The following is a 20366-nucleotide window of genomic DNA, read 5'->3' on the forward strand; positions in this document are numbered from 1 at the left end:
TCACCCGGAAGTAGCCGGGGGCATACGAAGGTCCGCAGTGCGCCGCTGTCCAAGGCGCACTGCGAACCGTCATCCCCGTCAGCGAGTACCGACCGCTGCGCGCACGGCCCGGCGGGCCAGCTGGCAGTCGTCGTGCAGCCGCCTCAGCAGCAGCCGCTGTTCCTCACCGGACGGCGCGGCACCGGGATGGGCCGGGCCCGGTGCCGCCGGGGCCGCGTCGTGCATCGAACGCTGCACGGCCATCTCGTACGTACGGATCTCGCGGGTCAGCACCAGCATCAGGTTGACCAGGAACGCGTCACGCGCCGCCGGGCCCTGCTCCTGCGCCAGCTGACTGATCTCGCGCCGCGCCACCGGTGCGTCACCGAGCACCGACCACAGCGTCGCCAGGTCATAGCCCGGCAGATACCAGCCCGCGTGCTCCCAGTCCACGAACACCGGGCCCGCGGGGGACAGCAGGATGTTCGACAACAGCGCGTCCCCGTGGCAGAACTGCCACGTGCCGTGCTGCCCGGCCGAGAGCGCGATGCCGTGCAGAAGCTTCTGCAGGTCACCCATGTCCCGGTCGGTGAGAAGCCCCAGCTCATGGAAGCGGTTGATCCGCTTGCCGTAGTCCATGGGCCTGCCGAACAACTCCTGTGGCGGTCGCCAACGGTTGAGGTGACGGATCGCGTTGAGCGCCAACCGCACGTCCGCGCGCGGCGGCGGCTCCACGGGATGGCGGGACAGCGCCGCGACGCGCCCCTGCATCCGCTCGATCACCAGCGTGCAGTCCTCGGGGTCCGCGGCGATCAACCGAGGGACCCTGACCGGAGGACGGTGCCGGACGAACGAGCGGTATGCCGCTATCTCGTGCCGGATCTGCTCGGCCCACACGGGCGAGTGGTCCAGTAAACACTTGGCGATCGCGGTGCCGCGCCCTGCTGTCCCCACCAGCAGCACGGTGCGTCCGCTGCGGCGCAGGACCTGTACCGGATTGAACTCCGGACAGATGCGGTGCACCGAGGCGATCGCGGTGCGCAGTTGCGCCCCCTGGGGGCCTGACAAGTCGAGTCTCCCGCTGAGCGGTTGCGTGCCGGGCCCCGGAACGCGTCGCGTTCGGCCGGCGCCGAGCGACCCGGCCGCGGGGCGCGCGGGCTCCAGATACGGGCCGCTGCCGGGCTGTCGGCTGTGCAGTGGCCGGGGCGGGGCGGACACGGAGGACGATGCTGTGTACATGGGCGATACAGATCCCTTCGTGTGCCTGCGAATTGCGGCGCCTCCCGCCCCGGCCGCCTCGGTGCACCCTGGGGAATGTCCCGCGGTGGTCCGGGTCGGGGTGGCGCATTCCTACCTGACACCCGGCGTCCCCTGGCACACCATGTGGCGCACCCTGGCGAACCCTGGCGAATAGTCGCTCAGCAACTGACAGACGGTTACTGTCAACTCAGCCGAGAACCTGGGGGCTTGACGTGAACGGACAACCCAACACCCGACTTTCGGACCTGTTCGGCCTGGCAGGCTGGTCCAAAGGGGAACTCGCGAGACTGGTGAACCGGCAGGCGGCGGCCATGGGCCACCCCCAACTGGCCACCGACACCTCGCGGGTGCGGCGGTGGATCGACATGGGAGAAATCCCCCGCGATCCAGTGCCCAGGGTTCTGGCGGCTCTGTTCACCGAGCGTCTCGGCCGTGTCGTGACCATTGAGGATCTTGGTCTGGTCCGGCACGGGCGCGTGGGGAAACGGCGTGGCGACGGTGGTGTGGAGCACCCCGACGGCGTGCCGTGGGCGCCCGAACGGACAGCCGCGGTCCTCACCGAATTCACGGGAATGGACCTCATGCTCAACCGACGCGGCTTGGTGGGCGCGGGTGCCGCGCTCGCCGCCGGCTCCGCACTCAGCAGCGCCATGCACGACTGGCTGCACACCGATCCGGCCCTCGCTGCCGACGCTCCCCGTACCGACCATCCCCTGCACGCCGACCCCGCTGGGTTCGACCGCTATGAGGCCGCCCCCATCGGGTCGCAGGAGATCGAGGAACTGGAGACCTCCGTCGAGGTGTTCCGCGCCTGGGACGCGGCCCGCGGTGGCGGGCTGCAGCGCAAGGCTGTGGTGGGACAGCTCAACGAAGTGGGCGGCATGCTCGCCTACCGACACCCCGACCATCTCCAGCGGCGCCTGTGGGGCGTCGCTGCCAATCTCGCCGTCCTCGCGGGCTGGATGTCGCACGACGTCGGCCTGGAGCCCACGGCTCAGAAGTACTTCGTGATCGCCGCGCACGCGGCTCGCGAGGGCGGCGACCGGCCACGTGCCGGTGAGGCCCTGTCGCGGGCAGCGCGCCAGATGGTGCACCTCGGGCGGCCCGACGACGCCCTCGACCTGATGAAGCTCGCCAAATCGGGCTCGGGCGAGGAGGTCCTGCCGCGCACGCAGGCCATGCTCTACACCATCGAGGCCTGGGCACAGGCGTCGATGGGCAAGGGCCAGGCGATGCGCCGCACGCTCGGTATCGCGGAGGACCTGTTCGTCTCCGACAACGGCGATGTGCCACCGCCCAGTTGGATGCAGATGTTCGACGAGGCGGACATGCACGGCATGCAGGCCCTGGCCTACCGCACCCTCGCCGATCACGACGCGTCCGCCGCCAACACCGCCCAGCGCCATGCCAAGGAGGCGATCGACCTGCGGTCCAAGGGCCGCGACCGCTCGCAGATCTTCGACTACATCTCGCTGGCGTCGGCATGCTTCATCGGTGACGACCCGGAACAGGCCGATCGGTACGCACGGTTGGCGCTGGTCTCGATGGGATCGAACTCTTCGCTCCGCACGTGGGACCGGCTGCGGGAGATGTACCGCCTGACGGCTCAGTACTCGGGCTATCCGAAGATCCAGGACCTGCGTGAGGAGATCAAGCTGGCCCTGCCCAAGGCGGCCAAGACCGGAGGTGGCAGCCGGGTCCGGGTCTGAGCCCCTGAGGCTCATCCGAGTCCCTGAGGCTCTTGGAATGTCTGCGGTTCACACGGGAGCGCCGGTGGCGCTCAGGAGTTGATCCGTGCGATCAGCAGGCAGGCGTCGTCCTCACGCGGGGCCACGCCGAACTCTTCGACGACCGTCCGTACGCACTCCTGCGCACCCCGCGTGTCCGTGAAGCGTGGCGCGAGCGCGAGCAGCCGGCTCGTGGCCGCGTCCCTGGCGCGCCGGGGAACCAGTCCATCGGTGTGCAGCAACAGCAGGTCGCCGGGCTCGAGTTGCTCTTCGGCCTGCTCGTACGTGGCTCCGGAGGTCGCCCCGAGGATCACTCCACCCGGCGGCGTCAGCGCGCGCCCCGTCCCGTCGCGGAACAGCAGCGGGGCGGGGTGTCCCGCCTGCGCCCAGGTGAGGGTGCGGGAAGCGGGGGTGTACTGGCAGCAGATGGCGCTGCCGAGGGCCGGTTGTGCGGTGGTGTCCAGTAACTGGTTGAGCGAGCCCATCAGTTGGCCCGGCCGGACACCGGAGACGGCCATGCCGCGCACCGCCCCGAGCAGCATCGCCATGCCGGACGTGACGGTGACGCCATGTCCCGTGAGGTCACCGATGCTGAGCAGGAACTGGCCGTCGGGCAGCTCCATCGCGTCGTACCAGTCGCCGCCGATCAGCGAGCTCGTCGAGGACGGGAGGTAGTGCGCGGCAAGGTCGAGCGCCGCGGGGCCGCCGTGCGGGAACCGCAGGGAGCCGCGCCACGGCGGCAGCACAGCCTCCTGCAGTTCGACCGCGAGCCGGTGCTCTGTCTGCGCGATGTGCCGCTGGCGCTGCAGCGAGTCACGGGTCTCGCGCACCACTCGCTGGCTGCGGCGCAGCTCGCTGACGTCCCGCAAGACCGCCCACATCGAGGCGGTGCTGCCGTCAGCGGCGAGCACGGGCTCGCCCATCATGTGCACCTGTCGTACGCCGCCGTCGGCGCGCACGATACGGAACTCGCCGTCGATCGGCTTACCGTCGATCAGGCAGTCCGTGACCATGGCTGTCAGCATCGGCTGGTCGTCGACGTGCACCAGGGAGGGCAGTTCGTCGAGGGAGAGCGGGGGAGCTTCCGGGTCCCGCCCGAGGATCTGGTACAGCTCGCCCGACCAACTCGCCTCGTCCTTCAGGAGGTTCCACTCCGCGCTGCCGACCCGGCTGAGCAGCGAGCCGCGCTGCGGTTCGAGCGGTGCGGGCACGGCCGGAGCGGTGGGCTCCACGGCCGGCGGCACGGGACCGTCCCTCAACTGCGCGAGGTGCTCGTCCAGGTCGTTGAGCTGATGGACCGCCAGGTCGCACAGGGCGCGCTGCCAGCGCCCCTGCGGGTCGCCGCGATCGGCCCCGCTGTCACGGCGCACGGCGTCGACCTCGCCGCGGAGCCGGCGCGTCTGCGTGATCAGCGCCTCGACCGAGCCGCGCTCAGGCGGCTGGGCGGAAGGGCGGTCCGCGAAGACATGGGACGGCATGAGGTGCTCCGTTGAGGATGCGGTGCGACCAAACGGGCGGGAAGGACCGCTAATGACTTTCGCACAGCCGGGGGTGGCTCGTAAGGGATTTGGCAACACACGACGCGGTCATGCATCTGGCATATGTCCGTGTCCTTCGGAAGGGTGCGTTCCGACAGCACGGTCCCGATCACCCGCGCAAGTAGCGGATGACAGCCAGAACTCGGCGGTTGTGGTCATGTGACGCGGGCAGGCCGAGCTTGTCGAAGACGGCGGCCACATGCTTCTCGACGGTGCCCGCAGAGACGACGAGGCTCGCCGCGATTGCCGCGTTGGACCGGCCCTCGGCCATCAGTGAAAGGACCTCGCGCTCGCGTTCGGTGAGGGGTGCGAGCTCCTCCGCGCGCCGACCGGCCCCGGCCAGCTGCGTGACCACCTCGGGGTCCAGTGCCGTGCCGCCCGCGGCCACCCGCTCCAGGGCATCGGCGAACTCCGCGACGTTCGCGACGCGTTCCTTGAGCAGATAACCGACACCCGCCGAACCCGCGGCGAGCAGCCGTGTGGCGTACTTCGTCTCCACGTACTGGGAGAAGAGCAGCACTCCTGTGCCGGGGTGGTCGCGGCGGATGTCGATGGCCGCACGGAGCCCTTCGTCCGTGTGCGTCGGTGGCATCCGGATGTCGGTCACCGTGACGTCCGGGCGGTGTTCGGCGACCGCGGCGCGCAGGGCGTCCCCGTCGCTCACGGACGCACAGATCTCATGCCCGCGCTCCGCGAGCATCTGCCCCAGCAACTCCCGCAGTACCGCGGCATCCTCAGCGATCACGACGCGCATGGCGGAATGCTCTCACGCGTGCAGCGGCAGCTCGACCGTGACCGCCGTCGGCCCGCCCTCGGGACTCTCGACATTCATCCGCCCATCGACCGTGCGTACGCGTTGTATGAGTCCCGTCAGGCCGCTTCCCGCACCGGCGTCCGCCCCGCCGTGCCCGTCGTCGCCTACCTGGAGGAGAAGCCGGCCGTCCAACTGCGCCACCGTGATGGAGGCCCGCAGGGCCCCGCTGTGCTTGATGACGTTCGCGAGCAGTTCGGCCGCGCAGAAGTACGCGATGGTCTCGATCGCCGGGGTCGGACGCTCCGGTATGTCCGTCACCAGGGCGACAGGGATGCTGCTGCGTGCGGTGAGCGTGGCGAGCGCGTCCGGCAGGCCGTCGTCGAGAACCGGGGGATGGATGCCGCGCGCCAGGTCGCGCAGTTCGGTGAGGGCCTCGGTGGCGTGGTGATGCGCCCCGTCGACGAGTTGACGAAGGCGCGCGACATCCAGAGGTGCGGCGCCTCGGTCTTGGCCGTCGCCGGTACTCTTGCCCGCGCCCGCCCCCTCGCTCTCGTTGAGCCGCTGTCTGATCATGTCGAGGCTCATCGCCACCGCGACGAGGCGGACCTGGGCGCCGTCGTGCAGATCGCGCTCGACGCGCCGGAGCAGCGCCACCGAGTCGTCCACGGCGAGTGCCCGGGTTTCCTCCAAGTCGCGTACGCGATCGGCAAGTTGGCCGGGCCCGAGCAGGGCGCTGATGAGCCAGCGGTCGGCCTCGATCACCAGCCGGGTCACCCAGGGCGCGCACAGCAGGGTGCCGATGCCGATGGCGACCGCGAGGAACGTGCCGCCGAAGGTGTCGGCCTCCAGGTCACCGAAGGGAATCGGCGTGAGCACCATCATGCCCTCGGGAGAACCGGGCTCGGGGTGCTGCCCGAACACCGCCCACCGCAGCGGTGCGGTGAGGTTGACCGGTCCCGTGAGCCACCAGAGGACGGCGTACGCCCCCAGGCAGCTGACCGGCAGCTTCGCCAGGACGTAGGCCGCCGCCCGCCAGCCCGTCCCGTCCCACAGCCGGGCGTCCAGACGGCTGACGAACCGCCCGGTCGGACGCAGCGGTTCCGGGGCGGGCGTCCGGTCCCCCAGGAGCATGGCGGCGAGGCGACGGTGGACGGCGCCCAGCGCGCGGGCCAGCTGGAGCCCCGCGATGAACAGAAGCGCGCCGAGCACGGCGAACACCACCGACACGGTGAACCCCGCGCCCAGGGCGAGCGCCACCGCGAGCAGCACGCCACCCGCGAGGCCCAGCGGAAACCCGATCAAGCAGTACGCGGCCTCGGCCCACGCCCGCCGGGTGAACGGGGCGCGCCCCACGGCTCGCGCGAGGGCACGCGCCCCTCGCGTGCCGGTCGTTGTCCCGGGGCGCACCGGCGTGCCGGAGGTGGTGGCAGTGGCGGTGGCGGCAGCCTTCGGGCGTGTGACGTGCATGGCATCCGGTGTCCTGTCAGGCGTCATGGCGGACCAGCGTTCGCCAACCTCACGTTAGGCCTCCGCCAGGGCACGCCGGAACGTGGATTTCCTCCGTCTGGCCTGGGGGTTTCCCCCCAGAAGCCAAGACGTTCGCCAAGCCCACGCCGGTCGGCCCGAAGTCCCTCGGCGCCTGGGGGAGGGATCAATTCCCAAGGTATACAGGGGGCATGGCAACCTTCGTACTCATCCACGGCGGCGGCGACAGCGGCTGGTCCTGGCATCTCCTCGAAGCCGAGCTGCGCTCGCGGGGGCATGAGACCGTCGCCCCGGACCTACCGTCGGACCACCCTTCAGCGGGGCTCGGCGATTACGCCGACGCTGTGATCGAGGCCGTCGGCGAGCGGCGGAATGTCGTGGTCGTCGGCCACTCCTACGGCGCGTTCACTGCGCCGCTGGTGGCCGACCGGCTCCGGGCCGACGTACTGGTCCTGCTGGCCGGCATGATCCCTGCCCCGGGCGAGCGGCCGGACGACTGGTGGGAGGCGACCGGCTGCAACCAGGCCAGGGAGGCCGCGGGCCTGTCCGCCATCGAGGACCCCTTCGAGAGCTTCTATCACGATGTTCCGCGCAAGTCGGCCGAGGAGGCCATGCGCCGGGGGCGGGAGGAATCCTCGCGGGCGGGCGGCGAGCCCTGGCCGCTGACGGCGTGGCCCGACACCCCCACGAAATTCATCGTGTGCAAGGACGACCGCTTCTTCCCGCCCGAGTTCTTCCGTGGCCTGGCGCGAGAGCGCCTTGGTCTCGTGGCCGACGAGATCGGTGGCGGCCACTGCGTAGCGCTCAGCAGGCCGCAGGAGCTGGCAGAGCTGCTGGTGGGGTACCTGCGGGACTGATCGCCGCAGGAGCGAAATAGATCTTCGGTAATAACAAGCCCTTCGGCCTGCTCGAGTCAGGGCCGGTGGTCGGCCGTTGCGGCGAGAGGTGGGGTCTCGGCGATGACGGCGCGGCGCAGCTGTTCCGGCTTTGCGGGGAGCAGGCGGGCGAGGTCGTAGTGGGCGCGGCCGCGGCGGTAGCTGGTGATCAGACCGTTCTCTTCGAGGGGGAGTCCCGCCGGGCGGAGTGTGGCCATCCCGTCGTCGTCGAGCAGTCCGGTGTGGTTCGGGCGCAGGCTCACCCACAGTTTCGAGGTGCCGTGGGCCCGTTCGACCAGTTCCTTGCGCAGCGGCAGCCATCGGTCGAGTGCGACCCGGCTCAGCGACGACAGTGCGAACCAGTCGGCTTCGTCAGGTTGGTTGCTGCCGTGTTGAGGATGCCGTTCGATGTATGCCGCGCGGTTGTCAGGGGCGAGGTGGGACAGGCGCAGCTGGATCAGCTCGCCGGAGCGCGGGGCCGTGTCGAGGATGAGGGCGAGCACTGCGGTGAGGCGGGTCTGCCCGGGCGAGAGGTGGCCGGCGAGGTCCTGGTCGAGCCGGTTGCGCAGAGCTGCCAGATCGCCGAACTCCGGTGTGGGACGCAGCGTCACCGCGCCGCCGCCGAAGCGCGGCCCCGGCAGGCCGATCGCCTCGCGCAGCACATCCACGCACTGCTTTCGGGCTTCGTTGGTCGGCTTCGAGGTGGGCGGACGCGCGCCCTTCACGAGGCGGGCCCGCAAGGCCCCGGACTCCGCGATGCGAATGTACGGGCCGAGGGCGTCCTTCGCGAGGAGCCGGCGCAGGGAGCGGCGGGCGGCGACGGGCAGCGCGTCACGTGACAGGGCCCGCAGCAACTCGCCGCGGACCATGCCGAGCTGACGGCGGCGGGCCTCGCCGACGGCCAGGCCGTCGAGGAGCCTGTCCAACGCGGTGATCGAGCTGTACTCCGGCACTCACCGATTCTCGCGTACGCCCTCACTGGATCGCCCCTCAATCGGCAACAGGGCGGGAGCACGGGCCCGGGGCCTCGCCTCGTCCGTGACTCAGCGCACCACGCGGTGGCGGAGGTAGACGACTTTCGAGTTGAAGGTGCGGGTCTCGACGAGTTCGAGATCCACGTGGCGCTCGTGCTGGGGAAAGAACGAAATGCCACCGCCCACCAGCACCGGGTAGACCATGGCTCGGTACTCGTCGATCAGACCGGACGCGGCGGCCTCGGCGGCGAGAGTCGCGCCGCCGATCGCGATGTCGCCCTCTCCCGGCTCGGCTCGCAACCGCTCGATCTCCTCCGCCAGGCCGCCGGAGGCCAGGCGGGCGTTGCCCTGCACCTCGGACAGCGTGGTGGAGAACACCACCTTGGGGAGCGGGTTCCAGAGCGCGGCCCACTCAAGCATCGCTTCGTCGAGCGATGGATCCTGGTCGGCGGTCTCCCAGTACAGCATCGTCTCGTACAGCCGGCGTCCCAACAGGTGGACGCCGACCTCTCGAATCTCGTCGATCCAGAAGCGAAAGACCTTCTCGTCGGGTGCCGTCCAGTCGAAGCCGCCGTCCGGCCCGACGATGTAGCCGTCGAGTGAGACGTTCATCGAATAGGTCACGCTGCGCATCAGAAGTCCTCCTCGGTGACGGTTCGACAGTACGACCGCCGGGCGACGCGGAACTCATCGCGACTCGCGGGATCCCCAGGTCCAGGTGCGACAACACTGCCTGGGCGGGCTGGGCAAGGGCTCTTAGAACGCGCGCTCGGCCACTTTCACCCGCTGGGCTGTTTCGAGTGCGGCGCGGAGCTTGTCGGCCGGGAGCGGCGCGGCGGGGGCCTTGAGGATGCGGTCGGCCGGTACGTCGGGATCGGCGAGATAGATGCGGGTGTAGGCGCCGGCCTCGGGTTCGAAGCGCCAGCTTTCGTCGAGCGTTCCGGCGTCGACGCTGTCGTATCCGAGCCGGTCGATCAGTTCGGTTGCCCGAGCCTTCGGGTCGGGGTCGTTGCCGGCGATGGGCAGGGCGCTGCGGTCCGGGGCTCCGGCGGGCCGGGCGAGCTGGGGGATGTGGTGGGCGAGGATGTTGTTGAAGGCTTTGACCAGCAGGGCGCCCGGCAGGAGCTCCTGTGCCCATGCGGATGTGGTCACCTTTTCGGCGTCGAGCTCGGAGATGCGGCCGTCGCGGTGGGGGTAGTAGTTGCCGGTGTCCAGTACGGTCCGGCCCCGCAGCAGGTCATCGGGCAGCGAGCCGTACGCGGTCAGCGGGATGCTGAGCAGGGTCGCCTCTCCGGCGCCGGCGGCCTGCTCGACGGTGCCTGCGCGGGCCTTTGGCCCCAGCTCTCCGACGAGGTCCGTCAGGCTCTGTGGGCCGCGCGAGTTGGCGATCACGACGTCGATGTCCGCCGCCACCGCCAGTCGCGCGACCGCAGTCCCGATGTTTCCGCTTCCGATGATTCCCAGAGTCGGCATCGTTTCTCCTTGTTCGTGTCAGTCGAGGTGGAGCGAAACGGAGGGTGTATCCGATTTGCTTTCGACAATATGGAGGCGGCATCCGTATTGTCAAAGAGGTGCGCCCGATGCGGAGGGGGAGGGGTGCCGAGTTGACCGGATGCTGCCTCCGCTTTACGCTCGAAACGCACGGAGCCATCCTCCGTTTCGCCGGGATCCGCCGGGATCCGCCGGAACGCATGAGGCAGATGAGCACATGAGGCAGGAGGACGTATGGGTGTCGAGGGGCAACAGGGGCGCAAGCCCCGTGCGGATGTCCAGCGCAACCGTGCGGCCCTCCTGGAGGCGGCGCAGCGTCACTTCCTGAGGGACGGGGTCGGCGCCTCCCTGGAGGCAGTGGCCAAGGAGGCCGGTGTCGGGCCCGCCACGCTGTACCGGCACTTCGCGACCCGGGAGGCGCTGCTTGCGGCCGTGCTGCAGACGCGCTCCGAGGAGCTGGTGGCCCGCCGGGCGGACATCGCGCAGCTCAGTGACGCCGCCGACATGCTGCGGCAGTGGCTGCGGGCCATGGAGGAGTACTTCAGCGCGTTCAGCGGGCTGCCGGAACCGCTCATGGCCGCGGCTCGCGAGCGGGAACCGGGCAACCCGCTCACCCTTCCCTGCGATGACCTCATCACCACCACCGACGCGTACGTACGGGCCGCACAACGTGCGGGGCACGCGCGCCCGTCGGTGAAGGGGTACGACCTGTTCCTCGCGGCCGTCTCCGTTGCCTGGATCAAGGGCACCGGCGCCACCGATGAGGAGGCGCTCGACCGTCTGCGCGCGCTCATCGAAAGCGGATACCGCGGCCAGGACGACGAGAAGTAGGCCGCCGGCCCCAGCCAGCCACGATGCCCGGAACGGGCCCCCCTCGAAAGGAATCGCTTTGCCCGCCACAGCTTCGCCCATCACCGACATCGTGCGATCCCGATACTCAGTCCGGAAGTTCCACCCCGCCCCCCTGCCCGCCTCGGACATCCGCGGCGTGCTGGAAGACGCTCAAGCCGCCCCGTCGAACTGCAACACCCAGCCGTGGACGGTGCATGTGGTCTCGGGTGGGGCGCGCGACGCCCTGAGCAAGGAACTGCTCAAGGCCGATGAGGAGGAGCGGCTCTCCTCCGACTTCTCCTTCAGCTACGCCGACTTCGGCGATGGCACCTACCTAGACCGGGCGCACGACCATGCTGCGACCCTCTACCAGGCTCTGGGAATACCGCGTTCGGACCGGGAAGCCAGGAAGGCGGCGGCCCGTGAGAACCTGCAGTTCCACGGCGCCCCACACGCCGCTTTTCTCTTCATGCCCGCGTTCGGCGACGGGGTGCGGGCGGCCGGTGACATCGGCATGTACGCACAGAACTTCCTGCTCTCGCTGACGGCCCGAGGGCTCGGCGGCATTCCGCAGACCATGCTCGGGTTCTACGCCGACACCGTCCGCGAGTTCCTGGGTGTTCCCGAGGAGCTCAAGCTGCTGTTCGGCATCTCCTTCGGCACGGCCGACCTGGCCGCACCGGCAAACGGCTTCCACATGGGACGCGTCCCGCTTGAGCAGAGCGTCGTCCTGCACGACACCCCTGGAGTCCTCGACGAGGGGTAGTTGCTCGGCCCGTCGCCGGTACGCGGTCCTTGCCTGACCGTCTCAGCGAGCCTGCGTACCGAGTGCTTCCAGCATCTGCTGCTGGTGGCGGTAGCCGACCGTTTCGTAGCCGATCACGGTGACGAAAGGCGCGAGCATGACGACGAGCAGGCACACCGCGATCGCGACGCCGGCCGCGGCCAGGAGGACGGCCACGAGCAGTACGGCGAGCGTGAGGGAGATCAAGAGCAGGTGGAATCGGTCTGCCGCGGACAGCAGCAAGGTGTGCAGCAGATAGACCATCAAAAGGTAGAGGCCGACCGGGAGGGCCAGGGACAGGACAACGGCGACGTCGCTGAGCTTGGCGTGGTGTTCCAGGTGCAGGCCGGCCACGTGCAGTCCCGCCCCGGCACCGGCGATTCCGATGAACAGCGGGATGTGTCCGTAGCCGAACAGGTAGCCGCGGCCGCGACGGTGGACGAGGATGTCACCGAACGGGGTGGAGAAGTAGACCCACCACATGCCGAAGGTGAGTCCGACGCCGGAGATGATGACGGCGATCGCGTTCCCGCTCCAGTGTGTCCCGTCCCCGCCTCCCAGGAGGTCGCCGGATGAAGCGATGGTGCCGACGACCCCTTCGCCGAGCGTGATGATGGCGAACAGGCCGTACCGCTCGGCAACGTGGTGCGGGTGCCACGGTGTGCCGCCCGCACGCCTCTGGGTGAGCACCGGCAGCACCAGTTCGAGTGTCCCGAGCGCGATGAAGGCGACGAACACCGCTGTGAGCGGCAGATGGACGAAGGCGACGACGAGCCAACCGACCTGCACGATCATGGTCCAGCGGATGTTGGCCATCCCTACGTCGTGGAACGCGGGGGATTCCCGGGCCGCGCGCCACCACTGCAGCACCATCGCGATCCGCATCACGACGTATCCGATGACCATCGCGCGCAGTTCCAGGTGTCCGCCCTCTTCGACGGAGTGGAACATCGCAGGCAGGCCGAGCGAGAAGACGACGACGCCGATCATCTGCAGCATCGTCAGGGCGCGGTAGAGCCAGTCGTCGGTGCCGAACGCGGAAGCGAACCAGCTGAAGCTGATCCAGGCGACGCTGATCGCGAACATCGCAAGGAGGAACGCGGTGACCGCCTGGCCGGTGTGCCCTGCGGCGACCATCTCGGCGAAGTGGGACGCGGCGGTGCCGACGGCGACCACGAAGGTGAGGTCGAACAGGAGCTCAAGCGGCGATGAGGTCCGGCCGTGTTCCTCCGGGTCGCGGCCGGTCATCGGGATCAGCCGTCGCGAAAGAGCACGCTTACCGGCCTTACCGGCCTTCTCGGGATCGCCGGCCGTGCCGGCCTTGCTGGTGTGCTGGTCGTCATTCATGTGCGGCATCATTTCTGACGCCGTCGGTTCACGGGCACGCGCCGCACGGCGGGGGCACGCGCGACAACAGAAACAACGTGGACTCAGATGGCTTCGCGGATGGCCCGCTCGAAGCCCTCGACATGGTCGCGGGTGAGCTGCGCCGCCTTGTCGGGATCGCCGGCCACGATCGCCTGCAGCAAGGGGCCGTGCTCCTGGACGTGCCCGGTCATGCCGGGCAGCCGGTCGATGAACAGGCACCAGATGCGGGTGGCCAGGTTGTCGTGGCGGACGAGGGTGTCTTCCAGATACGGGTTGTGCGTGGCCGCGTAGATGGCGCGGTGGACCTGAAGGTCCAGGCGCATGAGCTCGCCCGGGTCGTGCGGACGGGAGTCCACGCCGTCCAGCTCCTGCTGAAGCGCCGTCAGGGCCGCCCGGTCCGTGGCCGTGGCGCGCCGCGCGGCCTGGGCGGCGGCCAGAGGCTCCAACTCCTGGCGCACCTCTGAGATGTGGGCGAGGTCGGTGATGTTGACGTCGGTGGCGAAGGTGCCGCGCCGGGGGTACGTCGTGATCAGGCGCTCGTACTGGAGCCGCTTGAGCGCCTCGCGCACCGGGGTCCGTCCGACGCCGAGGGACTGTGCCAGCTGGTCCTCGTTGATCGGTGCCCCAGGGCGGATCTCGAGCATGACGAGCCAGTCGCGGATGGCGCGGTAGGCGCGTTCGGCGAGGGACAGTTCCTCGCCCTTGGGCGCGGTGTCCAGCTGCTCCATGAAAGCCCCCTTGACCTGTCGCGCGAGCTCCCATACCTTACCGCACAGGCTGATATATCAGTTGCCCATTAGTTGGCTCTCAGGATGGTGCACAGATGGCAACGGACCCGTCGATCACCACAGTCGCCCCTTCTCTCTCCCTCCCGCTCGGTGCCTTCGACCCGGAAGTCGCCGCTGCCGTCGAGGCCGAGCTGCACCGTCAGCAGTCGACCCTCGAGATGATCGCCTCGGAGAACTTCGCCCCGGCTGCCGTGATGGAGGCCCAGGGCTCCGTACTGACCAACAAGTACGCCGAGGGGTATCCGGGACGCCGCTACTACGGCGGCTGCGAACACGTCGACGTCATCGAGCAGTTGGCCATCGACCGGGTGAAGGAGCTGTTCGGCGCCGAGGCCGCGAACGTGCAGCCCCACTCGGGCGCCCAGGCCAACGCGGCCGCGATGTTCGCGCTGTTGGAGCCCGGTGACACGATCCTCGGTCTCGACCTGGCGCACGGCGGGCACCTCACCCACGGCATGCGCATCAACTACTCCGGCAAGCTCTACAACGTGGTGCCGTACCACGTCCGCGCCTGCGACCTGCGGATCGACATGGACGAGGTGGCGGATCTTGCCCGGACGCACCGGCCGAAGCTGATCGTCGCCGGGTGGTCGGCCTACTCACGCCGTCTCGACTTCGCCGCGTTCCGGCGGATAGCCGACGAGGTCGGCGCGTACCTGATGGTCGACATGGCGCACTTCGCCGGGCTCGTGGCCGCGGGCCTCCACCCCAGCCCGGTGCCGTACGCCGATGTCGTGACGACCACCACGCACAAGACCCTCGGCGGGCCGCGCGGCGGAGTGATCCTCAGCAGGGCCGCCCTGGCCAAGAAGATCAACTCCGCGGTGTTCCCCGGCCAGCAGGGCGGCCCCCTGGAGCACGTCATCGCGGCCAAGGCGGTGGCCTTCAAGGCGGCGGCGGGCGAGGAGTTCAGGGAGCGGCAGCAGCGCACCCTGGACGGAGCCCGCATCCTCGCCGGGCGGCTGCTCGCCGACGATGTGGCCGAGGCCGGGATCACGGTCCTGACCGGTGGCACGGAAGTCCATCTGATCCTCGTCGACCTGCGCAACTCCGCCCTCGACGGGCAGCAGGCCGAGGACCGGCTCCACCGCATCGGCATCACCGTCAACCGCAACGCCGTGCCCTTCGACCCGCGTCCGCCGATGGTCTCATCGGGCCTGCGGATCGGCACCCCGGCCCTGGCCACCCGGGGCTTCGGCGAGACGGAGTTCCGCGAGGTCGCCGACGTCATCGCCGAGGCGCTGAAGGACGAGCGGTTCAGCGACGAGCGCGCGGGCCTGCTGCGCGACCGGGTGGAGAAGCTCGCAGGCGCGTTCCCCCTCTACCCCCACCTGAACGACCTGAACGACCTGAACGACCTGAACGACCGGAACGGAGACGCGGCATGACCACCGAGCCGCTGCCGGAGCACCCCGACTTCCTCTGGCGCAACCCCGAGCCGCGCTCGTCGTACGACGTGGTCATCGTCGGCGCGGGAGGCCACGGCCTTGCCACCGCCTACTACCTCGCCAAGAACCACGGCATCACCAACGTCGCCGTCCTGGAGAAGGGCTGGCTGGCCGGCGGCAACATGGCCCGCAACACCACGATCATCCGCTCCAACTACCTCCTGGACGAGAGCGCCGCGATCTACGAGCACGCCCTGGGCCTGTGGGAGCGGCTCCCCGAAGAGCTGGACTACGACTTCCTGTTCAGCCAGCGCGGTGTGCTCAACCTCGCGCACACGCTCCAGGACGTCCGCGAGAGCGTGCGCCGCGTCAACGCCAACCGCCTCAACGGCGTCGACGCCGAGTGGCTCGAACCGGACGAGGTCGCCAAGGTCTGTCCCATCCTCAACGTCTCGCCCGACACCCGCTATCCGGTGCTCGGCGGTACCTTCCAGGCGCGGGCCGGCATCGCCAAGCACGACCACGTCGCCTGGGCGCTCGCCCGCCGGGCCGACGAGATGGGCGTGGACCTCATCCAGGGGTGCGAGGTCACCGGATTCGTCAAGGACGGCGACCGGGTCGTGGGCGTCGAGACCAACCGCGGCCGCATCAACGCCGGGAGGGTCGGGCTCGCCGCCGCAGGACACAGCAGCGTCCTCGCCGAGAAGGCTGGCGTACGCCTTCCGGTGCAGTCCCATCCGCTCCAGGCACTGGTCTCCGAACTCCACGAACCCGTCCACCCCACCGTCGTCATGTCGAACCACGTGCACGTCTACGTCTCCCAGGCGCACAAGGGTGAACTCGTGATGGGCGCGGGCGTCGACACGTACAACGGCTATGGCCAGCGCGGTTCCTTCCATGTGATCGAGCATCAGATGGCCGCCGCGGTCGAGCTGTTCCCCGTCTTCGCCCGCGCGCACGTGCTGCGGACCTGGGGCGGCATCGTCGACGTCACCCCCGACGCGTCCCCGATCATCGGGGCCACCCCCGTCGAGAACCTCTACGTCAACTGCGGCTGGGGGACCGGGGGTTTCAAGGCCACCCCGGCAGCCGGCTGGACCTTCGCCCACACGATCGCCACCGGTGAACCGCACTCCCTCAACGCCCCCTTCGCCCTCGAACGCTTCACCACGGGCGCACTGATCGACGAACACGGCGCCGCCGCCGTGGCCCACTGAGAGGAGGATCCGATGCTGCTGATCACCTGCCCATGGTGCGGTCCGCGTGACGAGACCGAGTACCACTACGGGGGACAGGCCCACGTCCCCTACCCCGAGACCCCCGCGAACCTCGACGACCGGCAGTGGGCCGAGTACGTCTTCTACCGCGACAACCCCAAGGGCCCTTTCGCCGAACGCTGGATGCACGGCGCCGGTTGCCGCCGCTGGTTCAACGCCCTGCGTGACACGGCCACTTACGAGGTGCTCGCCACCTACCGGCGCGACGAGCCGCGTCCAGACCTCACAGACCTCGCAGACCTCGCCGCACCGGCCGCCGGAGGAGAGCGATGACCGACCAGCAGTTCCGGCTCGGGGACGGGGGCCGCGTCGAGCGCGGCACCGCACTGCGCTTCACCGTCGACGGACGGGAGCTGACCGGCCACCCCGGCGACACCGTCGCATCGGCGATGCTGGCGAACGGCATCGTCGAAGCCGCCCCGTCGCTCTACCGCGGCCGCCCGCGCGGCATCGTCGCCGCGGGCGTCGAAGAGCCCAACGCCCTGATACAGCTCGGTGGTTCATGTTCCGAGGGCATGCTGCCCGCGACGGCCGTGGAGCTGTACGACGGCCTGTCCGCCACGACGCTGTCCGGCATGGGGCGGCTCGACCCGACCCCCGACCCCGCCGTCTACGACAAGAAGTACGTGCACACCGACGTGCTGGTAGTCGGCGCGGGACCGGCCGGGCTCGCGGCCGCCGCCGCTGCCGCCGATTCGGGCGCCCGCGTGATCCTCGTCGACGACCAGCCCGAACCCGGCGGTTGTCTGCTCTCCGGACGCACCGAGACGGTCGCCGCGCAGCCCGCACTCGACTGGGTCGCCGACGTACGAGCGGCGCTCGAAGCCGCCCCCGATGTCGTCCTCCTGCCGCGCACCAGCGCGTTCGGCAGCTACGACGACAACTACGTACTCGCCCTGCAACGTCGCACCGACCACCTCGGCGCCGACGCCCCCGAACCGTCCGAAGGCATCTCGCGCCAACGGCTGTGGCACATCCGGGCCCGCCAGGTGGTCCTGGCGACCGGCGCGCACGAACGCCCGCTGGTCTTCGCGGGCAACGACCGCCCCGGAGTGATGCTCGCCGCGGCCGTGCGCTCCTACCTCAACCGGTATGCCGTGGCCCCGGGTTTGAGGGCCGTGGTGAGCACGACCAACGACAGTGCCTACGACACGGTCGCCGACCTGCACGCCGCCGGGATCGACATCGCCGCCGTCGTCGACGCGCGCCCCACCCTCTCCCGCCGCGCATCCGAGGTCGCCGCCGCGACCGGAACGCGGGTGGTGAAGGGCAGCACCGTCGTCGACACCACGGGCGAGAGCCGGCTCACCGGCGTCACCGTCCAGGCCATCGACGACCACGGTCAACTCACCGGCGCTCCCGAGTCGTTCGACTGTGACCTGCTCGCCGTGTCCGGCGGCTGGAGCCCGGTGGTGCACCTGCACAGCCAGCGCCAGGGAAGCCTGCGCTGGGACGAGGACCTGGTCGCCTTCGTGCCCGACGGCACCGTACGCAACCAGCACGTCGTCGGAGCGGCCCGCGGGACGTACGGACTCGACGCCGCGCTGGCCGAAGGAGGGCGGGCCGGTGCGCTGGCCGCGACGGACGCCGGATTCCCGGTTCCCGTGCCGCCGCCCGAAGATGCGCGGTCCGGGGGAGGGGCGGGCCAGATGCGCGCCCTGTGGCTGGTCCCCGCTCCCGACGGCGCCTCCGACCCCGCCACCTGGGACACCCACTTCGTGGACCTCCAGCGTGATGTCACCGTCGCCGACGTGTGGCGGTCCACCGCCGCCGGCATGCGCGGTGTCGAGCACGTCAAACGCTTCACCTCACTGGGCACGGCCAACGACCAGGGCAAGACGTCCGGCGTCAACGCGATCGGCGTGATCGCCGAGGCCCTCGGCGCGGGCGCGTCCCCCGGGGAGATCGGCACCACCGCCTACCGGGCGCCGTACACACCGGTGGCCTTCGCCGCCCTGGCCGGGCGTGAGCGCGGCGAGCTGTTCGATCCGGAGCGCACGACGGCCATCCACCCCTGGCACGTGGCCAACGGGGCGCTGTTCGAGGACGTCGGGCAGTGGAAGCGCCCTTGGTACTACCCCGGGCCGGGGGAGGACATGGACGCGGCAGTGGCCCGTGAATGCCGCGCGGCCCGAGAAGGGGTGGCGTTCATGGACGCCTCCACCCTCGGCAAGATCGAGATATGGGGCGCGGATGCGGGGGAGTTCCTCAACCGCATCTACACCAACGCCTTCAAGAAGCTCAAGCCCGGCATGGCCCGCTACGGCGTCATGTGCAAGCCCGACGGCATGATCTTCGACGACGGTGTGACGCTGCGCCTCGAAGAGGGCCGCTACTTCATGACGACCACCACGGGTGGCGCCGCCGGTGTCCTCGACTGGCTGGAGGAGTGGCTGCAGACCGAGTGGCCCGAACTCGACGTGCACTGCACCTCGGTGACCGAGCAGTGGTCGACGATCGCCGTCGTCGGCCCCCGCTCGCGCGAGGTCGTCGCCCAACTCGCCCCCGACATCGACGTGTCGAACGAGGCCTTCCCGTTCATGGCCTTCCGGGAGACCACCCTCGCCTCCGGCGTCCCGGCCCGCGTCTGCCGGATCTCCTTCTCCGGCGAACTCGCCTACGAGATCAACGTATCCGCGTGGTACGGCCTGGACGTCTGGGAGGACGTGGACGCGATCGGCAGGCCGTACGACATCACGCCGTACGGCACCGAGACCATGCACGTCCTGCGGGCCGAGAAGGGCTTCATCATCGTCGGTCAGGACACCGACGGCACCGTCACGCCACAGGACGCGGGCATGTCCTGGGTGGTCTCGAAGCGGAAGGACTTCGTCGGGAACCGGTCCTACACACGCGCGGACACGGCCCGCACCGACCGCAAGCAGCTCGTCGGTCTGCTCCCGAACGATCGCAGCACCCGCCTGCCCGAAGGCACCCAACTCGTCGCGCCGGACGTGCCCCTCACCCCCGAGGCCGGGCCGGTGCCGATGCTCGGCCACGTCACCTCCAGCTACCACAGCCCGGCCCTCGGCCGCCCCTTCGCGCTCGCCCTCGTCACCGACGGGCGGGCAAGGATCGGCGAGACCGTCATCGCCCCGGTGGGCGATGACCTGGTGCCTGTCCTGGTGGCCGACTCCGTGCTCTACGACCCCGAAGGGACCAAGCGAGATGGCTGAGCTGACCGAGGCTCCCGGTCCGACGCGCCTGCGCCGCAGCCCGCTGGCACATCTGGAGGGGCGGATGCGCGCCGCCACGGTCACGGGCGCCCGCGCCGTGGAGCTGACCGAGCGGCCGTTCCTCACCATGGTGAACCTGCGCGTCGATCCGGCTTCCGAAGCGGCGGACCGCATCGGGAAGACCCTGGGGGCGCCGCTCCCGCGACAGTGCGGTCACACCACCGAGTCCGACGCCCACACGGCCCTCTGGCTCGGCCCGGACGAGTGGCTCGTCCTGTCCCGGGCCGAAGGCGCCGCCGTGAGCGCCGAGTTGAGGCAGGCGCTGCACGAAGACCCCGGTTCGGTGGTGGACGTCTCGGCGAACCGCACCACGCTGGAGCTGACCGGCCCGGCTGCCCGGCAGGTGCTCGAGAAGGGCTGCCCGCTGGATCTGCACCCTCGGTCCTTCGGCCCGGGCCAGGCGGTGTCCACCACGGTGGGCCCCATCCCCGTACTCCTGTGGCAGGTCGACGGCGCACCGGCCTACCGCCTGTTCCCCCGGGCCTCGTTCGCCGACTACCTCGCGCGCTGGCTCATCGACGCCATGAGCGAGTACGGCGGCCCGGAGATGCCCTGATGGCGTCGAGCGTGTCCGGGTCGTTGAGGGCTCATCGCACGCAACGACTCCGTAC

Annotated in this window: 18 protein-coding genes; 9 read left to right on the forward strand and 9 right to left on the reverse strand. The window is 70.0% G+C overall.

The window, feature by feature from the left end:
• Positions 1 to 78: 78 nt before the first annotated feature.
• On the reverse strand, positions 79 to 1218 hold the full coding sequence (locus ABD378_RS30100; RefSeq protein WP_344525855.1) for an aminoglycoside phosphotransferase family protein: 1140 nt from the start codon (positions 1216 to 1218) through the stop codon (positions 79 to 81).
• Positions 1219 to 1451: 233 nt separating this feature from the next.
• Here ABD378_RS30100 and ABD378_RS30105 point away from each other — a divergent pair, with 233 nt between their 5' ends.
• Positions 1452 to 2948: a DNA-binding protein NsdB gene (locus tag ABD378_RS30105; RefSeq protein ID WP_344525857.1), complete on the forward strand. Its 1497-nt coding sequence runs from the start codon at positions 1452 to 1454 to the stop codon at positions 2946 to 2948.
• A gap of 71 nt (positions 2949 to 3019) precedes the next feature.
• Here the strand turns inward: ABD378_RS30105 and ABD378_RS30110 are convergent, their stop codons facing one another.
• The 3 genes from ABD378_RS30110 to ABD378_RS30120 form a co-directional block, all read right to left on the reverse strand.
• Positions 3020 to 4444 carry a PP2C family protein-serine/threonine phosphatase gene (locus ABD378_RS30110; RefSeq protein WP_344525859.1) on the reverse strand — a complete coding sequence of 475 codons (1425 nt, stop codon included), beginning with the start codon at positions 4442 to 4444 and terminating at the stop codon, positions 3020 to 3022.
• 169 nt (positions 4445 to 4613) lie between these two features.
• On the reverse strand, positions 4614 to 5258 hold the full coding sequence (locus tag ABD378_RS30115; protein ID WP_344525861.1) for a response regulator: 645 nt from the start codon (positions 5256 to 5258) through the stop codon (positions 4614 to 4616).
• A 12-nt stretch (positions 5259 to 5270) separates the two neighbouring features.
• A complete protein-coding gene (locus tag ABD378_RS30120; RefSeq protein WP_344525862.1) occupies positions 5271 to 6725 on the reverse strand; it encodes a sensor histidine kinase in 1455 nt (484 codons plus the stop codon).
• 209 nt (positions 6726 to 6934) lie between these two features.
• Here ABD378_RS30120 and ABD378_RS30125 point away from each other — a divergent pair, with 209 nt between their 5' ends.
• Positions 6935 to 7600, forward strand: a complete 666-nt coding sequence (locus ABD378_RS30125; protein ID WP_344525864.1) for an alpha/beta hydrolase — start codon at positions 6935 to 6937, stop codon at positions 7598 to 7600.
• A gap of 56 nt (positions 7601 to 7656) precedes the next feature.
• Here the strand turns inward: ABD378_RS30125 and ABD378_RS30130 are convergent, their stop codons facing one another.
• The 3 genes from ABD378_RS30130 to ABD378_RS30140 form a co-directional block, all read right to left on the reverse strand.
• Complete coding sequence (locus ABD378_RS30130; RefSeq protein ID WP_344525866.1) at positions 7657 to 8571, reverse strand: hypothetical protein; 915 nt, start codon at positions 8569 to 8571, stop codon at positions 7657 to 7659.
• 90 nt (positions 8572 to 8661) lie between these two features.
• Positions 8662 to 9225 (reverse strand): dihydrofolate reductase family protein, encoded by a 564-nt coding sequence (locus ABD378_RS30135; protein WP_344525868.1) that lies wholly within the window; start codon positions 9223 to 9225, stop codon positions 8662 to 8664.
• A 123-nt stretch (positions 9226 to 9348) separates the two neighbouring features.
• Positions 9349 to 10065, reverse strand: a complete 717-nt coding sequence (locus ABD378_RS30140) for an NADPH-dependent F420 reductase (RefSeq protein ID WP_344525870.1) — start codon at positions 10063 to 10065, stop codon at positions 9349 to 9351.
• A gap of 252 nt (positions 10066 to 10317) precedes the next feature.
• On the opposite strand from ABD378_RS30140, the gene ABD378_RS30145 reads away from it, so the two are divergent.
• Positions 10318 to 10914, forward strand: coding sequence for a TetR/AcrR family transcriptional regulator (locus ABD378_RS30145; RefSeq protein WP_344525872.1), 597 nt, complete (start codon positions 10318 to 10320; stop codon positions 10912 to 10914).
• A 91-nt stretch (positions 10915 to 11005) separates the two neighbouring features.
• Complete coding sequence (locus tag ABD378_RS30150; RefSeq protein ID WP_344525874.1) at positions 11006 to 11680, forward strand: nitroreductase; 675 nt, start codon at positions 11006 to 11008, stop codon at positions 11678 to 11680.
• A 42-nt stretch (positions 11681 to 11722) separates the two neighbouring features.
• On the opposite strand, the gene ABD378_RS30155 is transcribed toward ABD378_RS30150, so the two are convergent.
• Complete coding sequence (locus ABD378_RS30155; protein WP_344525876.1) at positions 11723 to 13045, reverse strand: low temperature requirement protein A; 1323 nt, start codon at positions 13043 to 13045, stop codon at positions 11723 to 11725.
• A gap of 83 nt (positions 13046 to 13128) precedes the next feature.
• Positions 13129 to 13794 carry a GntR family transcriptional regulator gene (locus ABD378_RS30160; protein ID WP_344525878.1) on the reverse strand — a complete coding sequence of 222 codons (666 nt, stop codon included), beginning with the start codon at positions 13792 to 13794 and terminating at the stop codon, positions 13129 to 13131.
• Between the two features lie 95 nt (positions 13795 to 13889).
• Here ABD378_RS30160 and glyA point away from each other — a divergent pair, with 95 nt between their 5' ends.
• Genes glyA through ABD378_RS30185 form a run of 5 tightly spaced genes read left to right on the forward strand, consistent with a single transcriptional unit; the run spans position 13890 to position 20311 of the window.
• The gene (gene glyA, locus ABD378_RS30165; RefSeq protein ID WP_344525880.1) at positions 13890 to 15242 is read left to right on the forward strand and encodes a serine hydroxymethyltransferase; all 1353 of its coding nucleotides are present in this window, start codon (positions 13890 to 13892) and stop codon (positions 15240 to 15242) included.
• The gene (locus tag ABD378_RS30170) at positions 15239 to 16459 is read left to right on the forward strand and encodes a sarcosine oxidase subunit beta family protein (RefSeq protein WP_344525882.1); all 1221 of its coding nucleotides are present in this window, start codon (positions 15239 to 15241) and stop codon (positions 16457 to 16459) included. Before glyA ends, ABD378_RS30170 begins: the two co-directional genes overlap by 4 nt.
• A 12-nt stretch (positions 16460 to 16471) precedes the next feature.
• Positions 16472 to 16792: a sarcosine oxidase subunit delta gene (locus tag ABD378_RS30175; protein WP_344525884.1), complete on the forward strand. Its 321-nt coding sequence runs from the start codon at positions 16472 to 16474 to the stop codon at positions 16790 to 16792.
• Positions 16789 to 19695, forward strand: a complete 2907-nt coding sequence (locus ABD378_RS30180; protein WP_344525886.1) for a sarcosine oxidase subunit alpha family protein — start codon at positions 16789 to 16791, stop codon at positions 19693 to 19695. The genes ABD378_RS30175 and ABD378_RS30180 overlap by 4 nt, the downstream gene beginning before the upstream one ends.
• Complete coding sequence (locus ABD378_RS30185; protein ID WP_344525888.1) at positions 19688 to 20311, forward strand: sarcosine oxidase subunit gamma; 624 nt, start codon at positions 19688 to 19690, stop codon at positions 20309 to 20311. Before ABD378_RS30180 ends, ABD378_RS30185 begins: the two co-directional genes overlap by 8 nt.
• The last annotated feature ends 55 nt before the right edge of the window (positions 20312 to 20366 follow it).

The organism is Streptomyces rectiviolaceus, assembly GCF_039533825.1.
Classification (GTDB): Bacteria; Actinomycetota; Actinomycetes; order Streptomycetales; family Streptomycetaceae; genus Streptomyces; species Streptomyces rectiviolaceus.

Coding starts and splice junctions, on each gene's coding strand:
- ABD378_RS30100 (WP_344525855.1), bottom strand. CDS start 1,218: ATGTACACAGCATCGTCCTCCGTGTCCGCCCCGCCCCGGCCACTGCAC.
- ABD378_RS30110 (WP_344525859.1), bottom strand. CDS start 4,444: ATGCCGTCCCATGTCTTCGCGGACCGCCCTTCCGCCCAGCCGCCTGAG.
- ABD378_RS30115 (WP_344525861.1), bottom strand. CDS start 5,258: ATGCGCGTCGTGATCGCTGAGGATGCCGCGGTACTGCGGGAGTTGCTG.
- ABD378_RS30120 (WP_344525862.1), bottom strand. CDS start 6,725: ATGCACGTCACACGCCCGAAGGCTGCCGCCACCGCCACTGCCACCACC.
- ABD378_RS30125 (WP_344525864.1), top strand. CDS start 6,935: ATGGCAACCTTCGTACTCATCCACGGCGGCGGCGACAGCGGCTGGTCC.
- ABD378_RS30135 (WP_344525868.1), bottom strand. CDS start 9,225: ATGCGCAGCGTGACCTATTCGATGAACGTCTCACTCGACGGCTACATC.
- ABD378_RS30140 (WP_344525870.1), bottom strand. CDS start 10,065: ATGCCGACTCTGGGAATCATCGGAAGCGGAAACATCGGGACTGCGGTC.
- ABD378_RS30145 (WP_344525872.1), top strand. CDS start 10,318: ATGGGTGTCGAGGGGCAACAGGGGCGCAAGCCCCGTGCGGATGTCCAG.
- ABD378_RS30155 (WP_344525876.1), bottom strand. CDS start 13,045: ATGAATGACGACCAGCACACCAGCAAGGCCGGCACGGCCGGCGATCCC.
- ABD378_RS30160 (WP_344525878.1), bottom strand. CDS start 13,794: ATGGAGCAGCTGGACACCGCGCCCAAGGGCGAGGAACTGTCCCTCGCC.
- glyA (WP_344525880.1), top strand. CDS start 13,890: ATGGCAACGGACCCGTCGATCACCACAGTCGCCCCTTCTCTCTCCCTC.
- ABD378_RS30170 (WP_344525882.1), top strand. CDS start 15,239: ATGACCACCGAGCCGCTGCCGGAGCACCCCGACTTCCTCTGGCGCAAC.
- ABD378_RS30175 (WP_344525884.1), top strand. CDS start 16,472: ATGCTGCTGATCACCTGCCCATGGTGCGGTCCGCGTGACGAGACCGAG.
- ABD378_RS30180 (WP_344525886.1), top strand. CDS start 16,789: ATGACCGACCAGCAGTTCCGGCTCGGGGACGGGGGCCGCGTCGAGCGC.
- ABD378_RS30185 (WP_344525888.1), top strand. CDS start 19,688: ATGGCTGAGCTGACCGAGGCTCCCGGTCCGACGCGCCTGCGCCGCAGC.